This is a genomic window from Rhizobium sp. WYJ-E13 (genome assembly GCF_018987265.1).
Classification (GTDB): Bacteria; Pseudomonadota; Alphaproteobacteria; order Rhizobiales; family Rhizobiaceae; genus Rhizobium.
In genome coordinates this window covers 1,442,235-1,457,197 of record NZ_CP076853.1, presented here as the reverse complement: position 1 = coordinate 1,457,197, position 14,963 = coordinate 1,442,235, and the positions used below count along the sequence as shown (strand labels likewise).

12 protein-coding genes are annotated in these 14,963 nt (G+C 60.7%); 10 read left to right on the top strand and 2 right to left on the bottom strand.

Annotation, left to right across the window (positions count from 1 at the left end; translation table 11 throughout):
• Positions 1 to 218 precede the first annotated feature (218 nt).
• The 4 genes from KQ933_RS07315 (at position 219) to KQ933_RS07300 (ending at position 4,517) form a co-directional block, all read left to right on the top strand.
• Positions 219 to 1,394 (top strand): septal ring lytic transglycosylase RlpA family protein, encoded by a 1,176-nt coding sequence (locus KQ933_RS07315; RefSeq protein WP_216758024.1) that lies wholly within the window; start codon positions 219 to 221, stop codon positions 1,392 to 1,394.
• An 83-nt stretch (positions 1,395 to 1,477) separates the two neighbouring features.
• Positions 1,478 to 2,671 (top strand): D-alanyl-D-alanine carboxypeptidase family protein, encoded by a 1,194-nt coding sequence (locus KQ933_RS07310; protein ID WP_216758023.1) that lies wholly within the window; start codon positions 1,478 to 1,480, stop codon positions 2,669 to 2,671.
• A 135-nt stretch (positions 2,672 to 2,806) separates the two neighbouring features.
• Complete coding sequence (gene tmk, locus KQ933_RS07305) at positions 2,807 to 3,487, top strand: dTMP kinase (RefSeq protein WP_216758022.1); 681 nt, start codon at positions 2,807 to 2,809, stop codon at positions 3,485 to 3,487.
• Complete coding sequence (locus tag KQ933_RS07300) at positions 3,480 to 4,517, top strand: DNA polymerase III subunit delta' (RefSeq protein ID WP_216758021.1); 1,038 nt, start codon at positions 3,480 to 3,482, stop codon at positions 4,515 to 4,517. Before tmk ends, KQ933_RS07300 begins: the two co-directional genes overlap by 8 nt.
• 103 nt (positions 4,518 to 4,620) lie before the next feature.
• Here KQ933_RS07300 and KQ933_RS07295 read toward each other — a convergent pair whose 3' ends face one another.
• Positions 4,621 to 5,409 (bottom strand): sulfite exporter TauE/SafE family protein, encoded by a 789-nt coding sequence (locus tag KQ933_RS07295; RefSeq protein ID WP_216758020.1) that lies wholly within the window; start codon positions 5,407 to 5,409, stop codon positions 4,621 to 4,623.
• 234 nt (positions 5,410 to 5,643) lie between these two features.
• On the opposite strand from KQ933_RS07295, the gene metG reads away from it, so the two are divergent.
• Genes metG through KQ933_RS07280 form a run of 3 tightly spaced genes read left to right on the top strand, consistent with a single transcriptional unit; the run spans position 5,644 to position 8,798 of the window.
• A complete protein-coding gene (gene metG, locus KQ933_RS07290) occupies positions 5,644 to 7,194 on the top strand; it encodes a methionine--tRNA ligase (protein WP_216758019.1) in 1,551 nt (516 codons plus the stop codon).
• A 4-nt stretch (positions 7,195 to 7,198) separates the two neighbouring features.
• Entirely contained in the window at positions 7,199 to 7,981 is a 783-nt protein-coding gene (locus tag KQ933_RS07285) for a TatD family hydrolase (RefSeq protein ID WP_216758018.1), read from the top strand.
• A gap of 4 nt (positions 7,982 to 7,985) precedes the next feature.
• Entirely contained in the window at positions 7,986 to 8,798 is an 813-nt protein-coding gene (locus tag KQ933_RS07280) for an MBL fold metallo-hydrolase (RefSeq protein WP_216758017.1), read from the top strand.
• Here KQ933_RS07280 and KQ933_RS07275 read toward each other — a convergent pair.
• Positions 8,795 to 9,406: a TerC family protein gene (locus tag KQ933_RS07275; RefSeq protein ID WP_216758016.1), complete on the bottom strand. Its 612-nt coding sequence runs from the start codon at positions 9,404 to 9,406 to the stop codon at positions 8,795 to 8,797. The genes KQ933_RS07280 and KQ933_RS07275 overlap by 4 nt on opposite strands.
• A gap of 207 nt (positions 9,407 to 9,613) precedes the next feature.
• On the opposite strand from KQ933_RS07275, the gene KQ933_RS07270 reads away from it, so the two are divergent.
• The 3 genes from KQ933_RS07270 (at position 9,614) to fdhA (ending at position 14,911) form a co-directional block, all read left to right on the top strand.
• Positions 9,614 to 10,282, top strand: a complete 669-nt coding sequence (locus tag KQ933_RS07270) for a DUF2161 domain-containing phosphodiesterase (protein WP_216758015.1) — start codon at positions 9,614 to 9,616, stop codon at positions 10,280 to 10,282.
• 331 nt (positions 10,283 to 10,613) lie between these two features.
• Positions 10,614 to 13,451 (top strand): pitrilysin family protein, encoded by a 2,838-nt coding sequence (locus KQ933_RS07265; RefSeq protein ID WP_216758014.1) that lies wholly within the window; start codon positions 10,614 to 10,616, stop codon positions 13,449 to 13,451.
• A 269-nt stretch (positions 13,452 to 13,720) separates the two neighbouring features.
• Positions 13,721 to 14,911: a formaldehyde dehydrogenase, glutathione-independent gene (gene fdhA, locus KQ933_RS07260; protein WP_183804768.1), complete on the top strand. Its 1,191-nt coding sequence runs from the start codon at positions 13,721 to 13,723 to the stop codon at positions 14,909 to 14,911.
• The last annotated feature ends 52 nt before the right edge of the window (positions 14,912 to 14,963 follow it).

The following is a 14,963-nucleotide window of genomic DNA, read 5'->3' as shown; positions in this document are numbered from 1 at the left end:
GGGGATAAATACCACTATTCCATTCCCGCACAGGTTAAAATCAACCAAACATTAACCATAACCATTAGAATTTGGCCTATCGCCGCGAAATCGTTCGCAAATTCGCCACGATATCCACAAGATTAAAGTCTCGTTAGGCAGGCGGGGAATAAGGCAGCTCCAACTCATTCACGAGTGAGTTCCTTAACCATAAAACGGTCTTGAGTGGCGTGGGGCATATGAAACTGAATTACGGGGCGGCGTCTTTCGCAACGACGGCACGGTGGCTGGCAATATCGGCCATGTGCGCAACAGTGGCGGCCTGCGGCACGACACAGGCGGTTCCCAAGAAAAAATCCCACGGCAAGGAATATTTCTCCGAAAGCGAATATGGCGTCAAGGCCAGCCCGCGCGTTGCAAACGGCAACAATATCCCGAAGGGCGGCGGCCGCTACATGGTGGGCAATCCCTATGTGGTGAAGGGCAAGATGTACTACCCCAAGGAGGATTACTCCTATAACAAGGTGGGTATCGCTTCCTGGTATGGGTCAGCTTTCCACGGACGCCTGACGGCGAATGGCGAAGTCTACGACCAGATGCATCTTTCCGCCGCGCATCCGACCTTTCCGCTGCCGAGCTACGCACGTGTGACCAATATAGAAAACGGTTCGTCGGTGATCGTGCGCGTCAACGACCGCGGCCCGTACCATGAAGGCCGCATCATCGACCTTTCCAACAAGACGGCGTCCATGCTCGACCTGCAGCACAGCGGCACAGGCAATGTTCGCGTGCAATATGTCGGTAGAGCGCCGCTCGACGGCCACGATATGCCATATCTTATGGCATCCTATATTCCGAAGGGCAGCCGTATTCCGGGCGTCTATCCGGGCGGGGGCCAGATCTCGACGGGCGTGATGGTTGCCTCCAACAGCAAGAAAATCACCGGCGACCAGTTGCAGAGCCTTGGCGACTATTCCAGTCCTTCGCCTGCCAGCGTACCGGTTCCATTCTCCTCGACAGCCTATGCAGGCTCCACGCCGAGCGCCAAATATCCAGGCGCCAAGTATCCGGGCTCTACGCAGAGCGCGAAGTATAATGCAGCTCCGGCTCCGCAAATGGCCCCCGTGCCGATGCAGGCCCCGGCAGGCGGTCATTTCCTGACGCCGCCAGCCTTCTCCAATGGCGGACAGGCGATGGACCAGATGGTGGTTTTGCCGGATATCGGCCCCATTCCCTATGAGCGCCCGAATGGCTGGTCGAAGGGCACGTCGCTTGCCATGAACTATCAGGAGGCCGTCGTCGTGAACGTTCCGCTTGCCTTCGACGCCGTGATGGTGCGCAACGACGGGCTGACGCAGGAATCGATCCTCGCGTCCTTCAAGCGACAGAATGGCGGCGCTGCAAAGGCGCGATAAAAACGCACAATAAAGTGTAATTGCATCGGCTTCCAGCTCGCTTTACCTTCCTGAATCAACCCGCACGATCAATGGGATTAGCGATGTTGAAGCCGCTGCTTCGCCTCCTTGCATGCCTGCTTTTGCCTGCGTCCGCAGCCGTTGCCGCAGAAGGCACCGAGGCCGGTTTCATCACCAAGGCCGCTCAGGCCTATATGATCGAAGCTTCGACCGGAACGGTGCTTCTGGCCAAGAACGAGAACCAGGTCTTCGCGCCCGCTTCGCTTGCCAAGCTGATGACGATGGACCTCGTTTTCAGTGCCGTCAGCAAGGGGCAGATTTCACTCGATACCGAATACCCCGTCTCCGAATATGCCTGGCGCACGGGCGGCGCGCCTTCGCGGGCGGCCACGATGTTTGCGGCGCTGAAATCGAAGGTCCGAGTCGAAGATCTGATCAAGGGCGTTGCGATCCAGGGCGCCAATGACGGCTGCATCATCCTTGCCGAAGGCATGGCCGGCAGCGAGGACCAGTTTGCGGCATCGATGACCCGGCGCGCCCGCGAACTCGGCATGGAAAAGGCCATCTTCGGCAATTCCACCGGGATTCCCGACGGCAGGAGCAAGGTGACGGCTAGGGAATTGGTGACGCTCGCCGTCGACCTGCAGGCTTCCTATCCCAATCTCTATCCCTATTTTGCCCAGCCGGATTTCGAGTGGAACAAGATCTTCCAGCGTAACCGCAATCCGCTGCTCGGCATGGATCTCGGCGCTGACGGGCTGGCGACGGGCTTTACGGAAGGCGAGGGCTATTCGATCGTCGCCTCGGTGCAGCGCGACGGACGGCGGCTCTTCGTGGCACTTGCCGGCATCGCCTCCGATAAGGAGCGCACGGAAGAAGCCAAGCGGGTCCTGGAGTGGGGGCTGACGGCCTTCGAGAGCCACCAGGTCTTTGCCGACAAGGAAGTGATTGGTGCTGCAAGCGTCTATGGCGGCACGGCACGCACGGTCGATCTCGTCGCCAAGGCCCCGGTCAGCGTCTATGTTCCTATCAACAATCCGGATCGACTTGCGGCCCGCATCGTCTATCGCTGGCCGTTGATGGCGCCTGTGAAGGCCGACACGGAGGTCGGTACGCTTCGCATCGTTTCCGGCAACAGGATGCTGCGCGAAGTGCCGCTCTATACGGTGCAGTCCGTCGAGGTGGGATCACTCAGCAGTCGGGCGATAGACGCGCTCCTCGAGCTTGGCGAATCGCTGTTCTTCTCCTGGCTCTGGGACACCTCCGAGCAGAGCTGAAACCCGTGTTGCGGGCGAATTCTCCCGCAATTTGCCGGGGAAGGTGAATATGTCGCCGCGGCAAAAGGTTTCGTTCCGCACTATCTTCGGATAGATAGAGCAAGAGCGCGGCGCTCAGAATGCGGGAAATTATCATTGTCGTCCGGTACGGGATTGTTCGTTACGTTTGAAGGCGGAGAGGGCGCTGGGAAGTCCACGCAGATCCGCCGCCTTGCCGAAGCCCTGAAGGCAGAAGGCCATGACGTGTTGCTGACCCGTGAACCCGGCGGCTCACCGGGAGCCGAAGCGGTGCGCCATGTGCTGCTTTCGGGCGCTGCGGAAGCCTTCGGCACCCGCATGGAGGCGATCCTCTTTGCCGCCGCCCGCAATGATCACGTGGAAGAAGTCATCCGGCCGGCGCTTTACAAGGGCAAGATCGTGCTTTGCGACCGCTTCATGGATTCCTCACGCGTCTATCAGGGCGTCACCGGCAATCTGGAGCCTGAATTCATCGAGACGCTGCAGCGCATCGCCATCAACGGTGTCACGCCCGACTGTACACTGATCCTCGATATTCCCGCCAAGCTGGGGCTCGAGCGCGTTAGCAAGCGAAACGCTGGCGGTCCTGACCGTTTCGAGAAGGAAACACTCGAAACACACGAGAAGCGACGCGAAGCCTATCTCGATATCGCCGCGCGCGAACCGGAGCGCTGCCATGTCGTCAACGCGACGCAGCCCGAGGAAGCAATCGCTGCAGAGATCCTCACAATCGTCAGACAGCTGCTGAGACCTGCCGCCGAAGGGCAACGGATGCCGGAAGCTGCGCATCATGAGTGAAGACAGGCCCGGACTGCTCGACGGCGCCATATGGCCGGCCGAGAACACGAAGCTCTTCGGCCATGAAGAGGCCGAGGATTTCCTGGCGCAGTTCTATCGCTCCGGCAAGGGACATCATGCGATCCTGATCGAAGGACCCGAGGGCATCGGCAAGGCGACGCTCGCCTTCCGCTTCGCCAACCACGTGCTGTCGCATCCCGATCCGGCGAGCGCCCCGCTGCGGATTGGCGATCCGGATCTCAACTCAGCTGTCAGCCGGCAGATTACCGCGGGCGCGTCGCACAATCTCCTGCATCTGTCGCGGCCGGTCGACGAGAAGAGCGGGAAAGTGAAATCGGCGATCACCGTCGACGAGGTGCGCCGGGCCGGCAAGTTCTTCTCGCAGACCTCGGGCACCGGCAACTGGCGTATCGTCATCATCGACCCCGCCGACGACATGAACCGCAACGCCGCAAACGCCATCCTGAAGATCCTCGAAGAGCCGCCGAAGCGAGCGATGTTTCTCGTTCTGTCGCATGCGCCGGGAAAGCTGCTGCCGACAATCCGCTCGCGCTGCCTGCCTCTGAAGCTTGCTACGCTCGACGATCAAGCGCTGGTATCAGCACTTGCCCATCTCGGGATTCAGAGTGTGGGGCAGGGGGAGGGACAGGCCCTGCTTTCCGCCGCCAAGGGCAGCGTCGGCGAGGCGCTGAAATTGCTGAACTATGGCGGCGGGGATATTATCGAAGCCTATAACGCGGTTCTGTCCTCCGAAGGGCCTGCGGCGCGCAAGGCCATGCACCGACTTGCGGATGCGCTTTCGGGCAAGGAAAGCGACACGATCTTCGATTTCTTCGTGAGCCATGTGGGTGATGATGTGATGAACCGCGCGCGCATTGCAGCAGGCGAGGGACGGATCGCGGCGGCCGAACGCCTGGCGCGGCTCTATTCCGAAATCACCGAGAAGCTGACCGTCTCCGACGCCTATAATCTCGATCGCAAGCAGACGATCATGGAAGTTCTTTCCGACATCAAGCAGCCCCGCGCGTAGAGCGTCGTGTGTCCATTCGGACGCACCAAGGACGTTCTGCCTCTTTATTTTTATGCAATTCTGAACCCAAAGCCGCTGCACACTCTTGTTGGAATTGCTCTGGTCAGCCGGCCAGCAACTTCCAGGCGACGATCGCAAGCGTGACGGCCAGCACGATACGGATGGTGCGCTCGTGCAGTTTCGGCGCAAGAAGGCTGCCGGCGATGATGCCGGGAATGGAGCCCGCAAGCAGGGCAAGCAGCATCGCCCAGTCGATCTCTCCGATGATCCAGTAACCCGTGCCGCCGATCAGCGTCAGTGGCACCGCATGGACGATGTCGGAACCGACGATCTCACGCACATCGAGCCGCGGATAGAGGATGAGCAGGATCGTGACGCCGAGGGCGCCGGCGCCGACGGAGGTCAGGGTGACGAGCACGCCGAGCACAAAGCCCAGAACAATGGTAAAGACTGCGATTGTTGCCGGCTTGGGCGGCATGCGATCGCCGATGGCGCGGCGGGCGAATCCGAGAATCTGGCTGCGGAAAACAAGCATGATCGCGGTCATGACCAGAAGCCAGCCGAGCGCCGTTGTGATGGTGCTGGTCACGCCGATGCTCTTGCGGTCGACGCCGGCCATCAGCCAGAGCATCAGAAGTGCAGCAGGAACGCTGCCGGCTGCAAGACTGCCGACGATCTTCCAGTTGACGCGCCCATGCATGCCGTGGACGGCCGTGCCGGCGGTCTTGGTAATGGCAGCATAGAGAAGATCGGTTCCGACGGCCGTCGCCGGATGGACGCCGAAGAGGAGCACGAGCAGGGGCGTCATCAGCGATCCGCCGCCGACGCCGGTGATGCCGACCAGCGCTCCCACCACGAGACCGGACAGGGAATAGAGAGGCTCGAACGTCAAATGCGCGCCTCCGAGGGCGCACGGCCATGACTATTTCGATCGATGAAAAATCGCACTTTGCTTCCGTCCCGCCCTCTTGTGGGAGAAGGGGTAGATTGCGCCAGAACGCGAGTCAAGTTCACCGCCACGCGTCTTTGAAATCGTCGGCGGCTGCGAAACTTGATGTTTCGCTTGTGCGAGACATGCGCTAATAGCGGCTGACGATTTTTATAGAGTAAGCCGGAATTGGCCGCCATGACAGACAAGACCCCCTTCTACATCACGACCGCGATTTCCTATCCCAACGGCAAGCCGCATATCGGCCATGCCTATGAGTTGATCGCGACCGACGCCATGGCGCGCTACCAGCGCCTCGATGGCAAGGATGTCTTTTTCCTGACGGGGACGGACGAACACGGCCAAAAGATGCAGCAAACGGCACGCGCAGAAGGTATCACGGCTCAGGCGCTTGCCGACCGCAATTCCGGCGAATTCCAGGCGATGGCGAAGCTGCTCAACGCTTCGAACGACGACTTCATCCGCACCACGCAGGAGCGTCACCACGAGACCTCGCGGAACATCTGGAACCTGATGGCCGAGAACGGCGATGTCTACAAGGATTCCTATGCCGGCTGGTACTCCGTGCGCGACGAGGCCTATTACCAGGAAAACGAAACCGAGCTGCGCTCCGATGGCGTGCGCTACGGGCCGCAGGGTACGCCGGTCGAATGGGTGGAAGAGGCAAGCTACTTCTTCAAGCTCTCCGAATACCAGGACCGGCTGCTGAAGCACTACGAGGAAAACCCCGATTTCATCGGCCCGGCCGAGCGCCGCAACGAGGTGATCTCCTTCGTCAAGTCCGGCCTCAAGGACCTGTCGATTTCGCGCACCACCTTCGACTGGGGCATCAAGGTGCCGAACGATCCCTCGCATGTTATGTATGTATGGGTCGACGCGCTGACCAATTATATCACCGCGACCGGCTATATCGAGGACCGCAACGGACCGCGGGCGAAATACTGGCCGGCCGATGTGCATATCATCGGCAAGGACATCATCCGCTTCCACGCCGTCTACTGGCCGGCCTTCCTGATGTCGGCGAAGCTGCCGCTGCCGAAGCGCGTCTTTGCCCATGGCTTCCTGCTCAACAAGGGCGAGAAGATGTCGAAGTCGCTCGGCAATGTCGTCGATCCCGTCAATCTGGTGAACCATTTCGGCCTGGATCAGGTACGCTACTTCTTCTTGCGCGAAGTCTCCTTCGGCCAGGATGGCAGCTACAGCGAAGAGGCGATCGGCACGCGTATCAATTCCGACCTCGCCAACGGCATCGGCAACCTTGCCAGCCGCTCGCTGTCGATGATCGTCAAGAACTGCGACGGCAAGATCCCGGAATGCGGACCGCTGACGGATGAGGACAAGGCGATGTTGGCGCAGGCCGACGCGTTGCATGCCTCGACGCGCGAGGACATGGGCAAGCAGCTCATCCACCGCGCGCTGGCATCGATCATTGCCGTCGTCTCCGAAACCGACCGCTATTTCGCCGGCCAGGAGCCCTGGGCGCTGAAGAAGACCGATCCGGCGCGCATGGGCACCGTGCTCTATGTAACGGCCGAAGTCGTGCGCCAGATCGCCATTCTGCTGCAGCCTTTCGTGCCGGAATCGGCTGGCAAGCTGCTCGATCTCGTCGCCGCGCCTGCTGGCGGCAGAGACTTCGCAGCGCTCGGCGAAGCCGGCCGTCTGGTGCCGGGAACGCCGCTGGAAGCACCCAAGCCGGTCTTCCCGCGTTACGTGGCTCCGGAGGCTTAAAGCTGTGCTGGTCGATACGCATTGCCATCTGGACTTTGCCGATTTCGAAGCGGAGCGCGACGAGATCGTGGCACGCGCCCATGCAGCCGGCGTTGCGCAGATGGTGACGATCTGCACCCGCGTGCGCAAGCTCGACGGGCTGCTTGCTATCACCGAAACATACCCTTCCGTCTTCTGCTCGGTCGGCACGCATCCCAACAATGCGGGTGACGAACTGGATATCCAGACGGAAGATTTGGTTCGACTTGCCAATACCCATCAGAAGGTCGTGGCGATCGGTGAGGTTGGTCTCGACTATTTCTACGACACGCAGAAGCCTGAGGACCAGCAGACCGGTTTTCGGCGCCATATTGCAGCCGCTCGGGAGACGCAGCTTCCGCTCGTCATCCACAGCCGCAGCGCCGATGCCGACATGGCTGCGATCCTGACCGAAGAGACGGGGAAGGGGGCCTTTCCCTTCATTCTGCATTGCTTCTCGGCCGGTCCCGAGCTTGCAAAGACCGGTGTGGAACTCGGTGGTTATATTTCCTTTTCGGGCATCCTGACCTTCCCGAAATCGGAAGAGTTGCGCGAAATCGCCAAGACCATTCCGCATGAGCGGCTGCTCGTCGAAACCGATGCGCCATATCTGGCGCCGAAGCGCTGGCGCGGCAAGCGCAACGAGCCGTCCTACGTGGTGAATACGGCCGAGGTACTGGCCGATACGATCGGCCTTCCTTACGAAGATATGGCTCGGATCACCACAGATAACGCTTTCCGGCTGTTTTCGAAGATGCCGAGGATCTAGCGGCGTGTCACGGCGGCAGCGGTTCACCATTCTCGGCTGTTCGTCGTCGCCAGGCGTGCCGCGCATCACCGGTGACTGGGGCGCCTGCAATCCAGCCAATCCGAAGAACCGCCGGACGCGCGCATCGTTCATGATCCAGCAGTTCGCCGCTGATGGTGCTGCAACGACCGTCGTGGTCGATACCGGCCCGGATTTCCGCGAACAGATGATCAGGGCAGGCGTCGGCCATGTCGATGCGGTCCTCTATACCCATCCGCATGCCGACCATATTCACGGCATCGACGATCTGCGCGGCTATTTCCACAACACCCGCCGGCGCGTGCCGATCTTTGCCGAACCGTTCACCATGGGCAGGCTGCGAGAGGCCTTCGGCTATTGCCTGGAGACGCCGCCGGGCAGCAACTATCCGCCAATTGCACTGCCAATCGTGATCCAGGATCTGGAAAAACCCGTCGAAATCCATGGGCGGGGCGGAACGATCGCTTGCATGCCGCTTCTGCAACAGCACGGCGACATCCATTCGCTCGGCTTCCGTATCGGGGATGTGGCCTATTGCAGCGACGTCAGCGATTTCCCGCCACAGACGGTGGAGAAGCTGCAGAACCTCGACATGCTGATCATCGATGCTCTGCAATATGTCTACCATCCGAGCCATCTTTCGCTGGAACAGTCGCTGGACTGGATCGAGCGGCTGAAGCCCAGGCGGGCGGTCCTGACGCATATGCATACGCCGCTCGATTATGATGTCGTCATGGCGGAAACGCCGGATCACGTGGTGCCGGCGTTCGATCAGATGAGCTTCGAAGTCGAGGTTTAGCTGCCGATATAAGGCGCAATCTCGACGTATCCACGATGGATCATGTCCAGCGAGACATAGAGGATGATCAGCAGACCGACATAGGCGATCCAGCGATGTTTATTGAGCAGCCGGGCGATGAGGTTCGCAGCGATGCCCATCAGCGCGATGGAGAGGCCAAGGCCGAGGACCAGCACGCTCGGATGTTCGCGCGCCGCCCCCGCAACAGCCAGCACGTTGTCGAGCGACATGGAAACATCGGCGATGACGATCTGCGTCGCAGCCTGGAAGAAGGTCTTCCTCGGCGCCGATACGTTGGCTTCGGCGGCATGTTCCCCGCCATGGCCGGCGCGCAGCTCGCGCCACATTTTCCAGCAGACCCAGAGAAGCAACAGGCCGCCGGCCAGCAGCAGGCCGACGATCGCCAGAAGATAGACGGCGACACTGGCAAACAGGATGCGGAGGATGGTTGCCGCCAGAATTCCGACAATGATCGCCTTGCGACGCTGCGTCGCTTCAAGGCCTGCGGCCGCAAGACCGATGACGACGGCATTGTCACCGGCGAGAACTAGGTCAATAGCAATGACCTGCAGCAGAGCCGTCAGACCGGCCGCTGTGAAAATATCCATATTCAATTACCCCCAAAAAATGCTTCGAGCGTGCTAGCGTCTTGAGGCTTTTCCGTCAACCGGCGAAGGTGCGCTGGCGGCCGCATCCACGGCCATGGCATGTGTAATCTCGGCCGCGTAATCCGGCCAGTTGCACTCGATGCAGTGTCACGCATCGACGGATCGATGTAGATTATGGAACGATTCGTTTCTTCGATCTGCAGGCCCATGGAAACTTCGCTTTATCTGCCCGTCAAAGGCTTCCTCGAAACGGCAGGTTACGTCGTCAAGGGTGAAGTCGGCGGCTGCGATCTGGTCGGCTTGAGCGATGATGATCCGCCTGTGGTCGTGGTCTGCGAACTGAAGATGAGCTTCAATCTCGAATTGATCCTGCAGGCCGTTGACCGTGCGGCCGTTTCAGATGAGGTCTGGATCGCGGCACGGATCTCGGCCAAGGGCAAAGGCCGCGAAGCCGACAAGCGCTATCGCGATCTCTGCCGCAGGCTCGGCATCGGCATGCTCGGCATTTCCGACGCCGGCGACGTCAGCATCATCGTCGGCTCCGTATCGCCAATGCCGCGGACCAATCCGAAGCGACGTTCGAGGCTTATGCGCGAGCACCAGAAACGGCGCGGCGATCCGGCGCTGGGCGGCAGCACGCGTGCGCCGGTCATGACCGCGTATCGCCAGCAGGCGCTCGGCTGCGCGGCAGCGCTGATGTCGGGACCGCTGCGCATGCGCGATATAAGGGCCGGCGTGCCGGAGGCAGGCAAGATCCTGCAGTCCAATGTCTACGGCTGGTTCGAGCGGCTCGACAGAGGCGTCTATGGCTTGACGGATGCCGGACGGGAAGCGCTGCTGCGATGGCCGCAGCCGGAGATGCAGGCGGCTGAATAGCGGTTTGGCATAGACTTTAGTTCCATAATCTATCTTATGTGATCTTTGTTTGTAGCCGCAAAGTTGAAGTGTCCTGTTTCTGCAAAGTTGGAATGTCACTCTCCCCGGGTTTGATGACGTGGGAGATTGCGGATGGGACTGATAGCGATGAGCGAGCGCGACCTGCAGCGGATCGAGGTTTTGTCGAAGATGGTCGGCACGTGCACGACGATATTTATGGCGATGCATCCGTCCCGGAAAATAGACGTTGATGTGAGATGCAACCTGCCTGATAGTTCGATCAACGTCACACACCCTCTTTCCCACCATCTGAACAGAATGCTTTAAACACATGATATTCCCTATTTTTCCGCGATTCCTGACAGCGGTGGCGCTTGCCGCGATCTTTACGTCGGGGCTGCCGGCCCATGCTGAAAGCCCGTCCGCGCCCTGGCCACAGACGCGGAGCGATCTGCCGGCGGAGCCCGGCATCCACTTCGGTACGCTCGAAAACGGCATGCGGTTTGCGATCATGCGCAACGCTACGCCGCCGGGACAGGCTGCAATCCGCTTCCGCATCGGCGCAGGCTCGCTGGACGAGAACGACAATCAGCAAGGGCTGGCGCATTTCCTCGAACATATGGCCTTCAAGGGCTCGACCCATGTCGCTGAAGGAGAGATGATCCGCATCTTGCAGCGCAAGGGGCTGGCTTTCGGGCCGGACACCAACGCCAACACTTCATATGACGAGACCGTTTATTCGCTCGATCTTCCCGAGGTCGATGCCGATACGCTTTCTACCGGCCTGATGCTGATGCGCGAGACGGCAAGCGAGTTGACACTCGATGCCGGCGCCTTCGATCGTGAGCGCGGCGTCATCCTGTCGGAAGAGCGGCTGCGTGACACGCCGCAATATCGCGCCGCAATCGGCGTCACGAACTCCCTGCTCGCCGGCCGGCGTGCGACCCTGCGCCCGCCGATCGGCAAGGTCGATATCATCAGCCATGCGCCAGTCGATCTGCTTCGTGACTATTACCACACCAACTACCGGCCCGATCGCGCCACGCTGATCGTAGTGGGCGACATCGATCCGGCCGCAATCGAGACCGAGATCAGGCAACGCTTCAGCGATTGGAAGGCCGCCCGTCCTGAGCCGCAAAAACCCGATCTCGGCACACTGAAGGCGAAAGGCGAAAGCGCCGAGGTCATCGCGGTTCCGGGCGGCACAACGAGCGTACAGATCGCCTGGACGCGCCCCTACGACGCTTCACCTGACACTTTTGCCAAACGCCGGGCCGAACTGATCGAGGATCTCGGTCTCCTGGCGCTCAAGCGCCGGCTGAGCGCCATGGCAAACAGAGCTGATGCACCCTTCATCAGCGCCACCGCTGGCTCTCAGGATCTTTTCGACTCCGCCCGTCTCGTTGCCGTCATGGCGAATTCCGAGCCGGGTAAATGGCAGGCGGCCCTGGCGGCCATTGACCAGGAGCAACGCCGCTTCCAGCAATTCGGCGCCGAGCAGGCTGAGATCGATCGCGAAATCATCGAATATCGCTCGCTTCTGCAGGCCGCTGCGGCCGGGGCTGCGACACGCACGAGCCCCGATATCGCTTCCATGCTGGCGAGCAGCGTCGATGACAATCAGGTCTTCACCTCACCTGAGGAAGATCTGTCAATGTTCGAGGCCATGACGAAGGGCCTCACAGCAGCCGAGGTCAACCAGACCCTCGCGCATGTCTTCTCCGGCAACGGTCCGCAGCTCGTGCTGCAGACAGCGCAAGCGCCGCAGGGCGGTGCCGGGAATATCAGGCAGGCCTATGACGCCTCCCTCGCCGTTCCGGTTACGGCCCCGGCAAGCGCGGCGGCCGTTGTCTGGCCCTACACGCATTTTGGCGAGCCCGGCACGGTCGTCGAACGACGCGTTGTCGAAGATCTCGGCCTGACCATGGTGCGCTTTGCCAACGGCGTGCGGCTCACCGTCAAACCGACCAAGCTGCGCGCCAACGAAGTGCTGGTGCGCGAGGATCTCGGTCGCGGCCGGCTGGATCTGCCGAGCGACCGCCCTCTGCCGATCTGGACATCGCCAGCCGTCGTCCTTTCTGGCACCAAGGCGATGGATTATCCGGATTTGCAGAAAGCGCTGGCGGCCAATATCGCGGGTATCGATTTCTCCGTGGGCGACAGCTCCTTCCAGTTCACCGGTCAGACGCAAACGGCGGATCTTGCAACGCAATTGCAGATCATGACAGCCTACACATCCGATCCGGCTTACCGGCCTGAAGTTTTCAAGCGCGTCCAGCAAGCCTATTTGAACAACCTCGATCAGTATGAGGCGACGCCGGGCGCCGTCATCAGTCGCGATTTTGCCGGCCTCGTGCATTCCGGCGATCCGCGCTGGACCTTCCCGGACCGAGCGCAATTGTCCGCCACGAAGCTGGAAGATTTCGAAGCACTGTTCCGGCCCCATATCTCCACGGCGCCGATCGATATCACCATTGTCGGCGATATAACGGCGGACGAGGCAGTCCGCCGGACGGCGGAAACCTTCGGCACGTTGCCGGCCCGCGCGGATACGACACCGGCCAATGTGGCAGACGAAGTGCATTTCCCCGCGCGTACTGAAAAACCGGTCGTGCGGACACATAGCGGCAGAGCCGATAATGCGGCGGCCATCGTGGCCGCTCCGATCGGCGACATGCTTTCAGATATGCAGCGGGGCTTGGTCGCAAACGTCGCTGCCCAGATCTACGAAAACAGGCTGATAGATCAGTTCCGCATTGCCGAAGGCGCAACCTACAGTCCGCGGGGCGCCATGGACCTGTCATGGGACATTCCCGGGTATGGCTACGCTTATTTCTATGTCGAAACGACGCCAGCCAAGGTCGAGAATTTTCATGCGCTCGTGGACAGAATCGCTGCCGATCTCAGATCGAACGATGTCTCGCCGGACGAACTTGTTCGTGCCCGAGCGCCGATTATCGAAACATTGAAGCACCAGCAGCAAAGTAACGAATATTGGGTGCAATATCTGAACGGCGCTCAAACGGACCCTCGCCGCCTAGAGCGGATACGCGACAATCTCAGTGGCTACGACAAGGTCACCGCCGAGGATATCCGCCAGTTTGCTACGACCTACTTCCAGCCGGACAAGTTCTGGAAATTCGAGGTGCTGCCCGCAGCGGTACGATAGGCCCAGCGCGCTTCAGGCGGGATCCCGAAGGCGGCCGCGTGGGCAGGAGACACCCCACCTGGCGGGGAAAGGCCACCTGCCCCGGGTCCGCCAAGGTGAGCGCCGGACCGCATCGGCGCGAATGCACTTTGGTCCTGTTTTGCTGGTTTCCGCCTGCAAGGCGTCGCTTTCGGGACGGCGTTCCAATCTTTCTGGTCTACTCTGTAACAGGCAAACGCCGCGGGAGGAGCTGCTGGCGCATTGCCTTGATTTCAACGGAGGAGACGGAAATGAGCAAGAACCGTGGCGTCGTCTATTTGCGGCCCGGCAAGGTGGAAGTCCGCGACATCGACGATCCGAAACTCGAGGCGCCGGATGGCCGCCGTATCGAACATGGCGTCATCCTGAAAGTCATCTCCACCAATATCTGCGGTTCGGACCAGCACATGGTCCGTGGCCGTACCACAGCAATGCCCGGCCTCGTGCTTGGGCACGAAATCACCGGCGAGATCATCGAAAAGGGCATCGATGTGGAAATGCTCGATGTCGGCGACATCGTGTCCGTGCCCTTCAATGTGGCATGTGGGCGCTGCCGCTGCTGCAAATCGCAGGACACCGGCGTCTGCCTGACGGTCAATCCGTCGCGTGCCGGCGGCGCCTACGGCTATGTCGACATGGGTGGCTGGATCGGCGGTCAGGCCCGCTATGTCACAATCCCCTATGCCGATTTCAACCTCTTGAAATTACCCGACCGCGACAAGGCGATGGCTAAGATCCGCGATCTCACCATGCTCTCCGATATCCTTCCAACGGGCTTTCACGGTGCCGTCAGAGCCGGGGTCGGCGTCGGATCGACCGTTTACGTTGCAGGCGCCGGCCCGGTCGGCCTTGCGGCGGCAGCGTCCGCCCGTATCCTCGGCGCGGCCGTGGTGATGATCGGCGATTTCAACAAGGACCGCCTCGCCCATGCCAGCCGTGTCGGCTTCGAAGCCATCGACCTCTCGAAGAGCGACCGGCTCGGAGACATGATCGCGCAGGTGGTCGGCACCAATGAAGTGGACAGCGCGATCGATGCCGTCGGCTTCGAAGCGCGTGGACATTCGGGCGGCGAACAGCCGGCGATCGTGCTGAACCAGATGATGGAGATCACCCGTGCCGCCGGCTCCATTGGCATTCCCGGCCTCTACGTTACAGAAGATCCGGGCGCGGTGGACAATGCGGCAAAACATGGCAGCCTCTCTCTGCGTTTCGGCCTTGGCTGGGCGAAGGCGCAGTCGTTCCATACCGGTCAGACGCCTGTTATCAAATATAACCGCCAGTTGATGCAGGCGATCCTGCATGACCGGCTGCCGATCGCCGACATCGTCAATGCGAAGGTGATTTCGCTTGAAGATGCTGCCCAGGGCTATGAGAGCTTCGACCAGGGTGCCGCAACGAAATTCGTTCTCGACCCGCATGGCGAGGTCGCCAAGGCGGCCTGATCGGCATCATGTGCCGGGGCGGTAACGCCCCGGTGCAGCCATTGCAAAGATG